Annotated in this window: 17 protein-coding genes; 3 read left to right on the top strand and 14 right to left on the bottom strand. The window is 40.9% G+C overall.

Translation table 11 applies throughout. From position 1 onward, the window contains the following. Nucleotides 1-2 precede the first annotated feature (2 nt). Nucleotides 3-770, bottom strand: coding sequence for an acetylglutamate kinase (argB, locus tag CWC04_RS00985; protein WP_138684396.1), 768 nt, complete (start codon nt 768-770; stop codon nt 3-5). Next, on the bottom strand, nt 770-1,780 hold the full coding sequence (gene argC, locus CWC04_RS00980; RefSeq protein ID WP_138684395.1) for an N-acetyl-gamma-glutamyl-phosphate reductase: 1,011 nt from the start codon (nt 1,778-1,780) through the stop codon (nt 770-772). Before argC ends, argB begins: the two co-directional genes overlap by 1 nt. A 218-nt stretch (nt 1,781-1,998) precedes the next feature. On the opposite strand from argC, the gene argE reads away from it, so the two are divergent. Further along, a complete protein-coding gene (gene argE / locus CWC04_RS00975) occupies nt 1,999-3,150 on the top strand; it encodes an acetylornithine deacetylase (protein WP_138684394.1) in 1,152 nt (383 codons plus the stop codon). A 79-nt stretch (nt 3,151-3,229) separates the two neighbouring features. Here argE and panP read toward each other — a convergent pair whose 3' ends face one another. Next, complete coding sequence (gene panP, locus CWC04_RS00970; protein WP_004588537.1) at nt 3,230-4,858, bottom strand: pyridoxal-dependent aspartate 1-decarboxylase PanP; 1,629 nt, start codon at nt 4,856-4,858, stop codon at nt 3,230-3,232. Between the two features lie 276 nt (nt 4,859-5,134). On the opposite strand from panP, the gene CWC04_RS00965 reads away from it, so the two are divergent. Beyond that, nucleotides 5,135-7,015, top strand: coding sequence for a bifunctional diguanylate cyclase/phosphodiesterase (locus CWC04_RS00965; RefSeq protein ID WP_121637085.1), 1,881 nt, complete (start codon nt 5,135-5,137; stop codon nt 7,013-7,015). On the opposite strand, the gene trmB is transcribed toward CWC04_RS00965, so the two are convergent. From trmB to folB, 8 genes are all read right to left on the bottom strand, one after another. Continuing rightward, nucleotides 7,012-7,677 carry a tRNA (guanine(46)-N(7))-methyltransferase TrmB gene (trmB, locus tag CWC04_RS00960; RefSeq protein WP_055252926.1) on the bottom strand — a complete coding sequence of 222 codons (666 nt, stop codon included), beginning with the start codon at nt 7,675-7,677 and terminating at the stop codon, nt 7,012-7,014. The genes CWC04_RS00965 and trmB overlap by 4 nt on opposite strands. After that, a complete protein-coding gene (locus tag CWC04_RS00955) occupies nt 7,677-8,444 on the bottom strand; it encodes an ABC transporter permease (protein ID WP_004588540.1) in 768 nt (255 codons plus the stop codon). The genes trmB and CWC04_RS00955 overlap by 1 nt, the downstream gene beginning before the upstream one ends. Further along, nucleotides 8,445-9,374, bottom strand: coding sequence for an ABC transporter ATP-binding protein (locus CWC04_RS00950; protein ID WP_004588541.1), 930 nt, complete (start codon nt 9,372-9,374; stop codon nt 8,445-8,447). Further along, a complete protein-coding gene (locus CWC04_RS00945; protein WP_138684393.1) occupies nt 9,374-9,994 on the bottom strand; it encodes a flavin prenyltransferase UbiX in 621 nt (206 codons plus the stop codon). The genes CWC04_RS00950 and CWC04_RS00945 overlap by 1 nt, the downstream gene beginning before the upstream one ends. Before the next feature lies 1 nt (nt 9,995). Then, entirely contained in the window at nt 9,996-11,351 is a 1,356-nt protein-coding gene (gene mpl, locus CWC04_RS00940) for a UDP-N-acetylmuramate:L-alanyl-gamma-D-glutamyl-meso-diaminopimelate ligase (RefSeq protein WP_126006163.1), read from the bottom strand. A 175-nt stretch (nt 11,352-11,526) separates the two neighbouring features. Next, nucleotides 11,527-12,327 carry an undecaprenyl-diphosphate phosphatase gene (locus CWC04_RS00935; protein ID WP_004588544.1) on the bottom strand — a complete coding sequence of 267 codons (801 nt, stop codon included), beginning with the start codon at nt 12,325-12,327 and terminating at the stop codon, nt 11,527-11,529. After that, nucleotides 12,324-12,812, bottom strand: a complete 489-nt coding sequence (folK, locus tag CWC04_RS00930; protein WP_055252923.1) for a 2-amino-4-hydroxy-6-hydroxymethyldihydropteridine diphosphokinase — start codon at nt 12,810-12,812, stop codon at nt 12,324-12,326. The genes CWC04_RS00935 and folK overlap by 4 nt, the downstream gene beginning before the upstream one ends. Continuing rightward, the gene (gene folB / locus CWC04_RS00925; RefSeq protein ID WP_004588546.1) at nt 12,813-13,172 is read right to left on the bottom strand and encodes a dihydroneopterin aldolase; all 360 of its coding nucleotides are present in this window, start codon (nt 13,170-13,172) and stop codon (nt 12,813-12,815) included. It lies immediately after the preceding gene. A gap of 230 nt (nt 13,173-13,402) precedes the next feature. Here folB and plsY point away from each other — a divergent pair, with 230 nt between their 5' ends. After that, nucleotides 13,403-14,011: a glycerol-3-phosphate 1-O-acyltransferase PlsY gene (plsY, locus tag CWC04_RS00920; protein WP_024034349.1), complete on the top strand. Its 609-nt coding sequence runs from the start codon at nt 13,403-13,405 to the stop codon at nt 14,009-14,011. A gap of 9 nt (nt 14,012-14,020) precedes the next feature. Here plsY and tsaD read toward each other — a convergent pair whose 3' ends face one another. The 3 genes from tsaD to CWC04_RS00905 all read right to left on the bottom strand — a co-directional run bounded on the left by tsaD (nt 14,021) and on the right by CWC04_RS00905 (nt 16,137). Continuing rightward, nucleotides 14,021-15,034 carry a tRNA (adenosine(37)-N6)-threonylcarbamoyltransferase complex transferase subunit TsaD gene (tsaD, locus tag CWC04_RS00915; RefSeq protein WP_054983164.1) on the bottom strand — a complete coding sequence of 338 codons (1,014 nt, stop codon included), beginning with the start codon at nt 15,032-15,034 and terminating at the stop codon, nt 14,021-14,023. Between the two features lie 169 nt (nt 15,035-15,203). Beyond that, nucleotides 15,204-15,794 (bottom strand): YjaG family protein, encoded by a 591-nt coding sequence (locus tag CWC04_RS00910; RefSeq protein ID WP_138684392.1) that lies wholly within the window; start codon nt 15,792-15,794, stop codon nt 15,204-15,206. Next, nucleotides 15,778-16,137 carry a putative signal transducing protein gene (locus CWC04_RS00905; RefSeq protein ID WP_024034351.1) on the bottom strand — a complete coding sequence of 120 codons (360 nt, stop codon included), beginning with the start codon at nt 16,135-16,137 and terminating at the stop codon, nt 15,778-15,780. The genes CWC04_RS00910 and CWC04_RS00905 overlap by 17 nt, the downstream gene beginning before the upstream one ends. Nucleotides 16,138-16,184: the final 47 nt, after the last annotated feature.

Genomic DNA, 16,184 nt, shown 5'->3' with positions numbered 1-16,184 from the left:
CCCTATGGTGTAACTTTTGTTCCGACATGCTCGCCCTGTAGCAAAGCAGTTAAATTGTCTGGCTTTTGCCAGCTGGAAATATACACACCGCGTCGTAAATGTTGGGCAGCGTGCAGGCTGGTCTTAACTTTGACCTCCATTCCGCCCAAAATTACCCCTTCATCAATTAAAGTATCAATGTGTTTTGTGTCAAGTTGATGTAACGGCTGCTTGTTTGCATCAAGTACTGCTTCTACATCTGTCATAAAAATAAGTTCTGCATTTAAGTTGCTAGCAATCGCTGCGGCAGCTTCATCAGCATTAACGTTGTACCAGTTACCTTGCTCATCAAAGCCAATAGAGCTGACGATAGGTAACCGACCAAGCTTAAGTAAATCGTTAACAATTGAATCATCATTACTTTCGCACTTACCTACTTGCCCAAGCGCTTTTAGCTTTTGAGACGCCATAACTCCGGCTTCATACAAACAAAGGCCAACAGGTTTTTGGCCTGCATTAATAGCTTGGCTTACCAGCTGCTTATTTGCACAGCCAGCCAGCGCCCCCACTATGTAAGGCATTTGCTCACTTGGGCTAATACGCAGTCCTTGGTGCTTAGCACTAGCAAAGCCTGCTTGTTTTAGCCAAGTGTCAACTAACGAGCCACCACCATGAACAATAACAAACTGATTATTTTGATCAGCGCTTAATACATCAAACAAAGCTTTTGCCGCGTTTTCAGTATTAAGTACAGCACCACCTAATTTAATTACCCACGTTTTAGTGCTCATTAAAAGGCTCCTTTTAAGCCAGTGGTGTGCTCTAAATTCATTGATAAGTTAATACATTGCAAAGCTTGGCCCGCAGCGCCTTTTAATAGATTATCTATCGCTGCCATAACAATCAGTTGAGTGCCTTGCTGCTGCCAACCAATATCTACATACGGTTGTTTTACCACGCTTTTAATAGATGGCACTTTATCAGCTAACAAACGAATCAACGGCTCGTTTTTAAGTACTTGATAAGCATCAGATACGTTTTCCTTGGTAACGCCTGGCTTAAGCTGTACATAAATAGTTTCTAAAATTCCACGCGGAAAATTACCTAAGTGCGGTGTAAATAACACCTTGTGGCCAAGGTGTTGTTCAATTTCAGGCCCATGACGATGGTTAAATAAACCATACGGGGCAAGCGATACTTCACAAAAGTGAGTACCTACGCTGGCTTTACGCCCTGCGCCAGTAACACCTGAAACAGCATTAATAATCACTTTTTCATCACTCAATAAGCCTGCCTGTTGCAACGGCTTTAACGCATTAAGCGCGGCGGTTGGGTAACAGCCGGCTACTGCCACAAGGTTTGCATTGGCAATTGCACTGCTATTCCACTCGGCTAACCCATAGGCTGCTTCGTTTAATAACTCAGGGTGTTGGTGCTCAAAACCATAGTAAGTAACATAGTCGTCGTTGTTAGCAAGGCGGTAACCACCTGATAGGTCAAATACTTTTTTACCCATAGCTAAAAACTGCGGGGCTAAATCAACACTTACTTTGTGATCAGTACATAAGCAGATGTAATGGGCACTCGAATTTATGTCATCAAATGCTGATTCGCTCAGTGGTAGTAGAGGAATATCAAGAAGGTTTCTATGCTCTGGGTATAAATCACTTAATAATTTATGTTTATCTAAACTTCCCTCAGAGACATAACAGCCCGATAACGTTAAATTAGGGTGCTTAGTAACTAAGCTTGCTAATTCTGCGCCGCTATAGCCGCTTGCGCCAATAATCGCTACATTCATTTTTTACTCGTTTATAAATTTACTACTAAATAGGTGTGGTGTTCGCTTACACTAGCTTAGATGCTAGCTAATACTTTTCTCAATGAATTGTTGATTATCGTCGCATTATCTTCATGGCTATACTTAATATATTTATGCTTAAAAAGTGAATTGATATTCATCATAAATACTTTTATATTGTTATGCAATTAAATTGAATAATTATTTTGGATTTTTTTATGTCTTTGCCGTCATTTATCTCTATGTACCAACAACTCATTGCAGCCCCCTCTATTAGTGCAATAGAAGATGAGCTTTGTATGAGTAATAAAGGGGTAATAGAGTTGCTAGCACGTTGGTGCGAAAGTTTAGGTTTTACTTGCGAAATTATAGAGTTAGAAGGTGGAAAAGGCCGATACAACCTACTTGCTAAGCGGGGGGAAGGCGATGGCGGCTTAATGCTTGCAGGCCATACAGACACCGTACCGTTTGACGATAGCCGCTGGAACCACGACCCATTTAAACTCACTGAACATAACAATAACTTATATGGGTTAGGTAGTATTGATATGAAAGGCTTTTTTGCTTTTGTATTACAAGCTATTAGTGAGCTTGATATAAGGCAGCAAACACAACCTATTTTAATACTCGCCACTGCCGATGAAGAAACCACCATGGCGGGAGCGCAGCAAATTTGTAAGCATCCTAATTTAAAACCTGCGCGTTGTATTATTGGTGAACCTACTGATATGACTCCTGTATTTACTCACAAAGGACATATGAGCACGGCTATAAGAGTGATTGGCCGTTCAGGTCATAGTTCCGATCCCGAACGTGGTCTTAACGCCATCGAAGTCATGCATAAAGTGATTACAAAATTGCTGATCTTAAAAGAGCAGTTAAAGAATAAATATTCAGTTGAACATTTTGAAATACCTTACCCTACCTTAAATTTAGGTAATATTCATGGTGGCGACAACGCAAATCGAATTTGTGGCTGCTGCGAAATGCATATAGACATGCGTCCGCTCCCAGGGTTAAGCATTAAAGACTTACAAGCTTTACTTATTGATGCCACCAGCGATATAAACGCGCAATACCCAAGCGCAGTGAGCGTAATTGATTTACACGAGCCCATTCCAGCTTTTAGTGGCAGCACTGATAGCGCACTCGTTAAAATGGCAGAAAAAATTGCAGGAGAAAAAGCCGTTGCAGTAAATTATTGCACAGAAGCTCCGTTTATTCAGCAACTTGGCTGTGAAACAATAGTCATGGGGCCAGGCTCAATTAATCAAGCCCACCAACCTGATGAATTTTTAGCAATGGAGAAAATAAACCCATCGCAAAAAATTATAACTGACATTATTAGGGCAAACTGCTTTAACGCTTAAAAAGAAGACTGTGTTAAAACTCACAGCAAAAATAACAAAGGCGCCCATTGGCGCCTTTGTTTTAGTTTATACCTAGGCGTTACTGCATATACTTACTTAAGTACTTTTTAAATACAGGGTCTGTTTTAGCAAGCTCTTTTTGCTCAGCTAAAATCTCTTTTAATATAACACCCGATGTGAGCGGATTAGCCAATACAACTCTAAATACCACTGTCGGCTGATTATCGTATTTTGAAGGGGTTAAGCGAGTACGCGATACAAACGAGCGCCCTGATTCACGTTGGCGTTTTTGCATACTGGCAGTAAAGCGATTGAGCGACGCGAAAATTTCTAACCGTGTTGCGGCATCCGCTTGGGCTATGGCTTGTTTAATTTGTTTAGGCACATAGCGGTATGTAAGCAAACACAGCTCAGGCTCTGAAATCAGCTCAAAGTCTTCATCGGCTTTAATTAAATCAGCAAAGTAATGTGCTTTTTTGATACTACGATCAATAAGCATTTCGTAGCCTTTGCGGCCAATAACGCGTAAGCAAGCATGTACTAACATAGCCATACCTGGGCGGCTGCCTTCGAGTGTATGGCTTCCTAAATCTTTTGAACCTTTACGTAATATGTACTCTGCATGGTGCTCTATTGCATCCGTAGCAGTTGGATCTTTAAATAACACCAAGCCTGCCCCCATTGGCACATACATTTGTTTGTGTGCATCAATGGTAATCGAATCTGCGCGCTCAATTCCTTTTAATAATGGGCGATGCGTTTGCGATAAAAGCGTTGCCCCACCCCACGCTGCATCAACGTGAAAATGACAATTTATTTGCTGCGCTAAATCGGCCATATCATCAAGAGGGTCGATATTACCGGTCTCGGTTGTGCCAGCAACCCCTACAATAGCCATAACTTTTATGCCTTGCGATTCAAGCTCTAAAGCTTTTTCGCGCATGGCATTCACATCAACCTTGTTATTTTCGCAGGTTTTTACACCAATTAAATTTTCACGGCCGATGCCTAGTAAGTCAATTGATTTACCTAAAGAGTAATGCCCTCGCTCTGACACTAAAACGGCCAGCCCTTTGTAGCCATAATGCAGCATACCGGCAACGAGCCCTTGAGCGGCTATGCCTTTAAAGCTGCCGTCGGGTTTTAATAAACGGTTACGCGCAATCCACAATGCCGTTATGTTTGCAACTGTACCACCGGAACAAAAAGCACCGAGTGATGTTTTAGCACTGTGCATCCATTTAGAATAAAACGACTCATCTTGTGAGTAAGCTAAATGATGCATCATGCCTAGCACTTGGCGCTCTAGGGGCGTAAATGCTTTTGAGGTTTCTATTTTTACTAGGTTTTGATTAAGCCCCACCATCAATTTTGAAAGCGGTAGTAAAAAATGCGGAAGAGCCGATGTCATATGCCCAATAAAGCTAGGCGCAGCCGTGTGTACCGAATGGGCAACTAGCTGCTCCATAATATCTTGGGCGTAAGCAGATACAAACGTTGGGTTTTCTGGGATCACCGCAGCCTGAAAATCTTTTTCAATTTCGTGTAATGGTTTTTCAATTGCCGCTATATTTTCGTTTAAAAACCCTGCTAAATTACTCGAAATTTCAAGCTCAATTTTGCTTAAAGTTGAGTCTGGCGCTTCAGGTACAGTAAATATACGCTTAAGGCTTTCTTTAGAGGCGACGGCACAACGCTTTTGATCCATCTTTATACCTAGTGTGTGTGTAGCTAAAACACGCGTTTAACAGTTAAAAATGCCAAACTATGGCGCTATTATAAGCAGCGTGCTTCTTTTAAAAATTGCGCTAACTTTACTGCAATATAAGTAAAATGTCTCCCTTTAAGCCATAAAAGCGACTAAACGGATGACAAATATTGTAAAAAAATTTCAATAATAGGATTTTATTAAAAAGTCACATTTTAGTTTTGGGCAAATTGCATTTATGCGTATACTTAATATGTGTAACAATAAGGGACAAGTATGCTCACAGGGAAATTAAAAGGGAAGTGGTTTATAGCTGGCTTTACATTGTTTTTGGTCAGTTTATTAGTCTATGTTTATTACACCTATAGCTCAGCGCGTAGCGAAATAATGCACGCTGTCGATGAGCGCCTTCTAAATGCCGCCACCAGCGTAAAACATATTTTAGGGCAAAGTTACCACGATAGAATTAGCCAAGGTTACGATATTGGTTTTTCGGTTTACCAAACTAAAAGCAAACAACTCTCAGAGCTTGCACAAGCGCTTGATATAGCATACGTCTATTCGATGATCATGCGCGATAATAAAGTTTACTTTACCTCATCCAGCTACACTAAAGACGATCAAGAAAACGCACGTGTTACGCAATTTCTTGATTTATACCCAGAGGCCACCGACATTAACAGGGGCGCGTTTTATTCTACCGAGCCTGTTTTTGAGCAATCTAGCGACCAATGGGGTGATTTTAAAACTGTTTTTATTCCCTTTGTAGATAAATATGGTACTACCTACATTACGGGTGCCGACATAACCTTAGATGATTTAAATAAAAAGCTTCAATACAGCGTCACTAAAGCCATAATAACGGCGTGTTTTTTCTTTTTTATTGCGGTACTGGTTGCAGCTATTTATATATATTTGTTAAAGCGTACCCTAGCAACAGATGCCAGTACGGGCTTTGCCAATCATATTGCGCTTGAGTACTTTATCAAAAAGAGTAATTCACACCACATGCAGCTTGCCATTATTTGGGTGAACGAAATTGAAGATATTAATAGCTTTTATGGCACTCAAGTTGGCGACAACGTAATGAAAAACTTGCTCAGTCATTATCAAAGTCGCAGCCCGCAAAGCTGTAAGGTGTATCGCCTTGCTACCAATAAAATTGCCGTGCTTACCCCTAAAAGCTTTAAAAGCAGCGAACTGAGCGATTTAGTTGAGTCGTATAACGCAAACAGCCCGGTATTAACAAACCCATTTATTTATATAACTTACTGTGCAGGTATCGCCAGTGGTAATAAATCACTACTGATTGAAAACGCGCACATTGCAACGCTTCAGGCTAAACATGGCCGCGGTAAGGTTGTTAGCTACTCAAAAGTAATGAGCGATGTAAAAAACCAATATCAATACAATGTAAGCCTTGCCAAAGAGGTTCAAGAAGCATTTGATAACAACCGCATAGTGCCTTATTTTCAAGCTATGTTTAACACCACCAATAATGAAGTAGTACATTACGAATGCTTAGCCAGAATGGTAACTAAAAATGGCGAAATTTTAAAACCCGACTCATTTTTAAATGTAGTGAGCCGCTCAAGAATGGGCGGACTATTAACGCGCACGCTATTTAGCCAATGTATAGAGCGGTTTAGAAAAACAGATATATGCTGGAGCTTAAATATCAGCGATAAAGATATACTCGACCCTAGTTTGAGTGAATACATTGCTAACGAGCTTAAGCGCTACCCGCACCCAGAAAACATAACGCTTGGCCTTTTAGAGTCACACGCTATTACTAATTTTTTAGAGGTTAAAACGTTTATTTCTATGGTAAAAACCAAAGGGGTGAATGTCATTATTACTGGTTTTGGTAGTGGTTATTCAAATATTTCGAATGCGCTAAAGCTTGAAGTAAACGGTATAAAACTCGACGGCGCATTAGTAAAACAAGCAGTAAGTGATGAAAATATAGCCTTATTTATTGAGCATACAGTTCATGCTGCAAAGCAACTTGGTTTAACGCTCATGGCAGAATCGGTAGAAAATGTAAGTATTGAAAATGCGCTTAAAAATGTAAATGTGGCACTGATGCAAGGCAATTACTTTGCTTACCCAGCGCCACATGTTAACTCATCAAGCCAAGAGGAAGTGGCCGTTTAAAGGTCTATCACTAAACGATGGCTTTGTTGGCCGCTGGCCCAGTATTTACGCTCAAACGGAGTAATCGCTTCGTTTGACTCATACAGCGTCACCTCACAAGGGTGTCCCGATAGCTCAAGCGCTCTGGCAAACTCTTTTACATAAATATCCCAATTACTGCGCACCTCTAAGCGACCGCCTAGCTTAACAATAAACGGAAAAATAGCCGCGCCGTGCCACCTACGTTGGATATGCTTAGATTTAGGCCATGGGTTAGGATAAAGCAAATAATGATGAGTAGGCTGCCAATTAGCAGCCACAGCTAAACGCCAAAAGTCATTTAAGTCAGCTTGTACCAAAATGTACTGGCCGCTGTCTGTTTGTTTATATTCAACATCGTGCTTATCTAAGCGGTGTGACGATTTATCAATACCAATAATTAATGCATCTGGGTGGCGCTTAGCTAAATTAGCCGAGCTCTCTCCTACTCCACAACATGAGTCTATAATAAGCGGTCCATTAAAAGCTTGAACCTGCTCATTGACTTCATCAAACGCTTGTTGAGTGTGCTCAGCAATAGGCTTTTTAAACTCTGCGTTTAAATGCTTGTTAACGATTTCATCAAGCTTTTCGTGTATACCCGCCTGATTAGATACAATACTGCGTGAATTTGCATCGCTCATTAATGTCTAAGCCCCACACCTTTTTTAATTAACGTTAGCGCTAAAGTAAATAGCACCGTAATAAATACTAATATAACGCCAAGCGCGACACTTAAATCAACATCCGACACGCCTAAAAAGCCATAACGAAACGCATTAACCATATAAATAATTGGGTTTATTTGCGATACATTTTGCCAAAACTCTGGCAGTAGCGTAATTGAATAAAATACGCCGCCTAAGTATGTTAGTGGCGTTAAAATAAAGGTTGGGATAATACTAATATCGTCAAAACTATTGGCGTAAATAGCGTTAATTAAACCACCTAGTGCAAACACCGCTGAGGTTAAAATTACCGTTGCCATAATTACAAATATATTGTGTATTTGAATATCAACAAACAACAGCGATACACAGGTAACAATAAAGCCCACCATCATGCCGCGGGTCATACCGCCGCCCATATAACCAAGTACAATTATGTAATTAGGCACAGGCGCAACCAATAGCTCTTCAATACTTTTTTGAAACTTGGTTGAATAAAAACTAGAAGCAACATTAGAATATGAGTTGGTAATAACCGACATCATTATTAGCCCCGGAACAATAAATTCCATGTAGCTAAAACCACCCATTTCACCAATACGTGAGCCAATTAAATTACCAAAAATAACAAAGTATAAACTCATCGTAATCGCCGGCGGTACTAAGGTTTGCACCCAAATACGTAAAAAACGAATACACTCTTTAATCCATAAACTCTTTAAGGCTACGCCATATTTAAACATTTATTCGCCCCGCCCTTGCTCTAGTAATCCTACAAATAACTCTTCTAATCTGTTTGCTTTATTACGCATACTCAAAACAGTGTTACCTTGCTCGGTTAGCGCACTGAAAACTGCATTTAACCCTTGAGATTTAGCCACTTCAACTTCTATGGTGTGCTCATCAGGCATGCTAAACGAGTATCCCTCAAGGGTGACTGGCTGTGCTGGCTGTTTTAAATCAAGCACAAAGGTTTCTTTATCAAGCTTAGCTAGTAATGCTTTTATAGTGGTGTTTTCAACAATACGGCCAGTATCAATAATGGCGATGTTTTTACATAACAGCTCGGCTTCTTCAAGGTAATGCGTGGTTAAAATAATCGTTACGCCTTGCTCATTAATTTGGCGTAAAAAGTCCCACATTGAGCGGCGCAGCTCTATATCAACCCCTGCTGTGGGTTCATCTAATATTAGTAGCTTTGGCTCATGCATTAATGCGCGGGCAATCATTAAACGGCGTTTCATACCCCCGGAAAGCGTACGTGCTTGCTTGTCTTTTTTTTCTAATAAGCCAAGCTGAGTTAAATATTTATCGGCACGCTTATGCGCTTCTGCGCGGGTAACACCGTAGTAGCCTGCTTGATTTACCAATATTTGGCCAAGCGTTTCAAACTGACTAAAGTTAAACTCTTGTGGCACAAGGCCTAAATGCGCTTTAGCAGCTTCAAGGTCGGTATCGATGTTGTGACCAAACACTTCCACCTTACCTTGTGTTTTATTTACCAAGGACGATATAACACCAATAGTGGTCGACTTACCGGCGCCATTTGGGCCAAGTAAGGCAAAAAAGTCGCCTTCAAAAACTTGTAAATCAACACCTTTCACGGCCTCTACACCGTTTTTATAAACCTTGGTCAGGCCTTCTATATTTAAAGCAACATTTTGCTTATTCATTATTTACCCTCACCATAACCCCAACGTTTAGTTAGGTTATGTTCAATGTTTAAATGATCTAAAATTCGCGCCACCATAAAATCAACTAAGTCTTCAATACGTTGTGGCTTGTGATAAAAACCAGGCGCAGCGGGCATAATAGTGACCCCTAAACGCGCAAGCTTTAACATATTCTCAAGGTGAATTTCGCTAAAGGGAGTTTCGCGTGGCACTAAAATTAATTGCCCTCGCTCTTTAATAACTACATCGGCTGCACGCTCGAGTAGGTTATCTGATGCTCCGAGCGCAATAGCAGATACAGACCCTGCACTGCACGGGCATACTACCATTTTTTTAGGGGCCGCAGAGCCTGAAGCTACAGGGCTAAACCAGTTATCTTTACCAAATACTTTTAACTGCTCTGGCTTGGCATTAAATAAAGCACTTAACTGCTGGGTTGCTTTATCTTCATTAGCTGAGAGTTTAATGTTTGACTCTGTATCAAGCACCACGCGCGCAGCACTTGATATAAGTACATACACTTGAAATTGCTGCGCGAGTAATACTTCAAGCAATCTTAAACCGTAAGGCGCGCCTGAAGCACCACTAAACGCCAGTGTAATTTTATCTTTAAACTGCACATTATTCTCCGCTGTATTTTTTAGCTAAACCATCAACTAAGTGTTGATGTAAGCCATTAAAACCGCCATTGCTCATAATTAATATGTGCTGATTTGGCATTATATTTTCAAGCACAGTGTCAATAATCATTTGCGTACTATTAAAACACTGCATACCGGCATTATCGGCTTGCGCTTTAAGAGACCAATTTAGGTTATCGGGCTCAAATAACAGCACGTCATCGGCATCACTTAACGAAGCAAGTAGCGTATGTTGGTGCACACCCATCTTCATGGTGTTTGAGCGAGGCTCTAAAATAGCAATAATTTTTTCATCACCCACTTTTGCACGCAACCCCGCAAGGGTGGTTTTTATTGCTGTTGGGTGGTGCGCAAAATCGTCGTACACTTTAATGTTATTTATATCGGCTTTAAGCTCCATACGCCGTTTAGGGCTAATAAACTCTTCAAGCGCTGCAATGCTATGTTCAACGGCTATACCCACGTGGCGCGCTGCCGCGATAGCCATAATCGCATTTTTAACATTATGCTCGCCTATTGCCTGCCAATTAACCGTACCTTGAAGCTCATTGTTTAAAAGCACATTAAATTGGCTACCATCAGCGCTTAATAAGTCATAGTGCCAATCACCATTTAGGGTTTCGCTTTCGCTCCAGAGCCCTTGCTTAATAACATCATCAAGTGCTAAATCGTCTTTTGGCCAAATTACCTTGCCAGTATGAGGTAATGTACGCATTAAGTGATGAAATTGTTTTTTTATTGCATTTAAATCGTCAAAAATATCAGCGTGGTCAAACTCAAGGTTATTTAAAATGAGCGTACGTGGTAAGTAATGCACAAATTTACTGCGCTTATCAAAAAAAGCGGTATCGTATTCATCCGCTTCTATTACAAAAAACGGGGTTTCGCCCACTTTGGCTGACACACCAAAGTTTTGAACTATGCCACCAATTAAAAACCCGGGTTTTAAACCTGCATACTCTAAAATCCACGCCAGCATACTTGCTGTGGTGGTTTTGCCATGTGTGCCTGCCACCGCAAGCACCCAAGCATTTTGCAATAGGTTATGTTTAAGCCACTCTGGCCCCGATGTATACGGCAAGCCCTTATCTAACACATATTCTACACAGGGGTTACCTCGGCTCATGGCATTACCAATAACCACCATATCTGGCTTTGGCTCTAACTGTTTTACGTCGTAACCTTGGGTTAGCTCAATGCCCAGCTGCTCAAGTTGAGTGCTCATTGGCGGGTAAACATTTTGATCAGAGCCAGTCACTTTATGGCCAAGCGATTTAGCAATAGCCGCTATACCGCCCATAAAGGTGCCGCAAATGCCTAATATATGAATATGCATAACTTTTTAAATCCTTTCGTACTTCGCACGTCTGTGAAGTTTAATGGCGCTATAATGCCAAATTTTAGGCTTCGTGACTATGCACGTCTCGTTAATTCACTGATGCTAAAACAGCGTTAATAAAATAAAAAAGCCCTCTTACCTAAGTAAGAGGGCTTGCTGGTAATAAGCTAAATTACAGCGTTAAAAATACAATTAAGCCAACGCCAAGTAAAAGTCTGTAAATTACAAACGGCAGCATGCCCATTCGTTCTATCACTTTTAAAAACATGAAAATACAGGCGTACGCCGATAAAAACGAAAGGACTACACCTAAAATTAATGTGCTCCAATCAACCACATGATCGCCTAAAGCCAGCTCTATCGTGTAGTAAAGGCCCATCATAGAAATAATAGGTATAGCGAGTAAAAACGAAAAACGCGCTGCGCTTTGTTTATTCATGCCCAGCAATAAACCCGCTGTCATAGTAATGCCTGAGCGAGAGGTACCAGGGATCATAGCCACCGCTTGAGCAAAGCCAATAAGCAGCGCTGTTTTCCAGTTAAGCTGATAAATTGTTTTCATTTGCTTACCTTTGGCATCGGCGTACCAAAGTAATAAACCAAAAATAATAGTCGTAGCTGCTATAACCCACGCACTGCGCAGGTACAGCTCAACAACGTCTTTTAGCAATAAGCCTAATAACGCAGCAGGTACAGTGCCCAATATAATCCACCAGCCAAGTTTACTGTCGTCGGTGGTGCCTTGGGCGCCAAACGATTTAAACCAGGCGCTAAGAATATCAGCCACTTCTTTACGAAAATAAATAACAACCGCTATTAACGTACCAACGTGCACGGCCACATCAAAAGCAAGGCCTTGGTCTTCCCATCCCAAAATTTGCGAAGGTAAAATTAAGTGAGCTGAGCTCGAAATAGGTAAAAACTCAGTAAATCCTTGTATCAGGGCTAAAATAATTATTTCTAAAATACTCATGGGTTAGAAAACTCCACCTTCCATAGTTTTTGTTGAGGGTTGTTATACGCACTCCATAGCGCAGCAATGGTTTGCTTAGCAACGGGGTGATAAAAATTGGGGGCGACTTCACAAAGAGGCTGAAGTACAAAAGCGTTTTTGGTAATTTCATCGCGAGGTAATTGTGCTGGCGAGTCGCAAATAACGTCATCGTAAAAGAGCAGATCTAAATCTAATGTACGGGGGCTAAATTTTTTATCATCCGCTTTACGCCCGTTATCTCGCTCTATTTGTTTTAATAACTTACATACACGCTCAAGCGGCATTGATGTGGTAGCAGCCACCACCGAGTTATAAAAGTTATTACCTTTAAACCCTACTGCTTCACTTTCAAAAACAGATGAATGCACAATATCTGTAAAGTGTTGCTCAAGTGCATCAAGCGCACAGCGAATATAATGCGCTTTATTTATATTTGAGCCTAAGCTGATATAAATTTGCGCCATTTAGCTCATAGCCTTTGTGCGTGTTATTTCTACACCTACGGTGTTTGCTTGCGCTACAGCGGCCGGTTTGCTCACTCTAATTGTTACTTGTGGTGTATTAAATTCGGTTAATATAATAGTTGCTAGTTGCTCTACTAAGGTTTCAAGTAACTCAACCGGCTTAGCCGTAGTGTGCTCAATCACTCGCTCGCTTACTTTTGCATAATCCAGTGCTAAATTTATGTCATCATTTGCTGCTGCAGGCTTTATATCGCTGAGCATTTCAATATCAAAATAAAGGCTTTGTTTACTTTCTTTTTCAAAGTCGTACACTCCAATAATTGTGTCGACGTGTAGTTGAGATATAAAAACCTTATCCATTGATACTCCAAATAACTATAAACACTCTCTAAGCATACAATGCATTGATTAAATTAATACTGTATATGCTTTAAGCAGTGTTTAAATATGTAAAAATTACTTCTACAATAGCTAAATAGCTAGATTAACTGCAAAATACAGCAGTTAATAATTTTCACGATAAAATGTGCCGCCAATAATAGCGTAAAAGTGCTATCGATGGGTATAGCAATTAAAAAATAAGGGACTTTGTGTTAGCCATTTTACTGTTTGTTTTAGCCTACTTATTAGGGTCGATTTCATCGGCTATATTAGTGTCTCGGCTATTCAAACTGCCAGACCCTCGCAGCAGCGGTTCAAATAACCCAGGTGCCACCAATGTGTATCGTTTAGGTGGAGCCTTTCCTGCGTGCTTAGTATTAGTGTTTGATATTTTAAAAGGCACCATCCCCGTATGGGGGGCTTATTTTTTAGACCTAACGCCTTTAGCACTTGGTTTGGTCGCCGTTGCCGCGTGCTTAGGGCATATGTACCCACTATTTTTTAGCTTTAAAGGCGGAAAGGCGGTAGCCACTGCGTTTGGCTCTTTATTGCCGATTGGTTTATCGTTGGCGGGGCTATTAATAAGCACTTGGATTATTGTGGTTGCTATTACGCGCTTTTCTTCATTAGGCGCTTTGGTCACGGTGTCGCTTGCTCCACTGTATACGTGGTTGATTAAACCGCTTTACACCCTACCGGTAACCTTTATTACCGTGCTAATTATATTTCGTCATCGCACCAATATTATTCGCCTTTTTAAAGGTGAAGAACCAAAAGTGGGCGCTAAAAAAGCACCCACTAATGAAAAAAATCAATAATTATTGATGCTAAATGGCTTCTAAGCTGTCTATTGGCCAACGCGGTTTAGTTTTCATGTCGAGTGTGGCAAATTGGCCTGCTTTTAAGCGCTGCATACCAGCGTAGGCAATCATTGCGCCATTATCAGTACAAAACTCAGTACGTGGATAGTAAACCTGTCCTTTCATACCTTGCATAACACGCTCAAGCTGTAAGCGCAGCTGTGTATTTGCACTTACTCCGCCGGCAATCACTAAACGTTTTATCCCAGTTTGTTTTAGAGCACGCTTACACTTAATAACCAATGTATCAATCACTGCTGTTTGAAACGCATGGGCGATATCTGCTTTGGTTTGTGCGTCATCATCATTTTCGCGAATCGCTATAGAAGCCGCTGTTTTTAAGCCACTAAAGCTAAAATCAAGGCCTGGCTTATCCGTCATAGGGCGTGGAAAAACAAACCGTTTTGCAACGCCTTGCTCAGCCATTTTAGCTAGTCGAGGGCCGCCTGGGTAATCAAGCCCTAGCAGTTTAGCTGTTTTATCAAATGCTTCACCTGCGGCATCATCAACAGATTCACCCAATACTTCGTACTGGCCTATACCGGCTACTTTTACCATCATGGTATGGCCGCCCGACACGAGCAAAGCAATAAAGGGAAACTCAGGCACGTTTTCTTCAAGCATAGGAGCAAGTAAATGCCCTTCCATATGATGCACGGCAACAGCTGGAATATCCCAACCATAGGCTAAAGAACGGCCAATAGAGGTACCTACCAATAACGCCCCTACTAAACCAGGGCCTGCGGTGTATGCAATGCCATCTAAATCTTCAGGACCACAACCGGCTTGAGCAAACGCAGCGTCAATAAGTGGCAGGGTTTTACGTACGTGATCGCGCGATGCAAGCTCAGGTACAACACCGCCATAATCTGCATGTACTTTTACTTGGCTGTATAACTGGTGAGCCAATAAGCCTTTTTCATCATCGTAAATTGCAATACCGGTTTCATCACACGATGACTCAATGCCTAAAATTCGCACTTTACTTCTCCTGCCTTTATTTACTGTTTAACCTGCACTGTGGTTAAGAGATTTACACACATATTTAAAACTATTTTATCATTCTCTAGCTAAGGTTTTTACTAAGTTCAACGTAATAAACGCTAAAATTGCTAGAGAGCGATTAATTAATCACAGTTAATAATTACAACTATAACGCTAAACCAATATTGGTTTGCCCATCTACAACGGCCTGCTTTTTAAGTGCCTTAACGTTTTCTGAAGTCACGCGGCCCATATTTTCTACAAAGTCGATTAGCTCACTCAACACTTCAATTTCGTATTGCATTAATGGGTGTTCTCGTACAGCTTTATTGTCGGCTACTTCACCTTCAACCGTCATTTGGTATTCAATAAAACGCGCCACTGTTGCTTGCGATATTTTACTAACACTTATAAATTCTTGCTCGTCTTGCCCCATCAAGCCGTGCATTAGGCTCAAAAGCGAGGTTGCAGCGTCTATTGCGGGGTAAGTGCCAAACATATCAAAGTCGGCAAGTTCAGGTACATTTGGCTCAATTTTTTCTACTTGTTTTTCGAGATCTATTTTACTTTTTGGTAGTAATATTTTTTCCCAGCAAACATTTAACGCACTGCGTAATAAGGCTTCATCACCAAAACCGGTGGCTTCACTAAATAAACCATAATTAGGTAACATACGCTCAATTAAAGCACTTGCTAACACCGCTTTTTGTAAGTAGTTTAGCTCTCTAATACGTTGAAAGTTATTCGCTTTTGTCATTTCTTAACGTCTCACATGACCAACAAAAATCAAATGTTGATCCATTATGCTCATTACAGTTAGGGCATACCCAATCTGGAGCGGATTGTTTTACTTGTTGGTAGTTTACCAATATTTCGCGCGCGTGGCGCTCTTTTATCGAATAAACCTGCACACTTACTTGGGTTTGTTCAAAGGGGATTTCGCCTAAGGCGCCTTGAAGCATTTCACCTTGAATTTGGCACTCAATTCCAGCGCTTAATAACAGCCCTTTGATTATATTTGCCTCTAATGTGTTATCTGCTTTGTAGAGCGTTACCCACTGAAAAGCTTGCTGAGTACTATGAGTATTAATATTTTGCAATTATCACCTCAATTATTTTGTGTTTACAATATCCTACGATACTCTAC

It is taken from the genome of Pseudoalteromonas sp. S2893, from assembly GCF_005887105.1.
In the GTDB taxonomy this organism is placed as follows: Bacteria; Pseudomonadota; Gammaproteobacteria; order Enterobacterales; family Alteromonadaceae; genus Pseudoalteromonas; species Pseudoalteromonas atlantica.
This window is presented reverse-complemented; position numbering and strand designations above follow the sequence as displayed.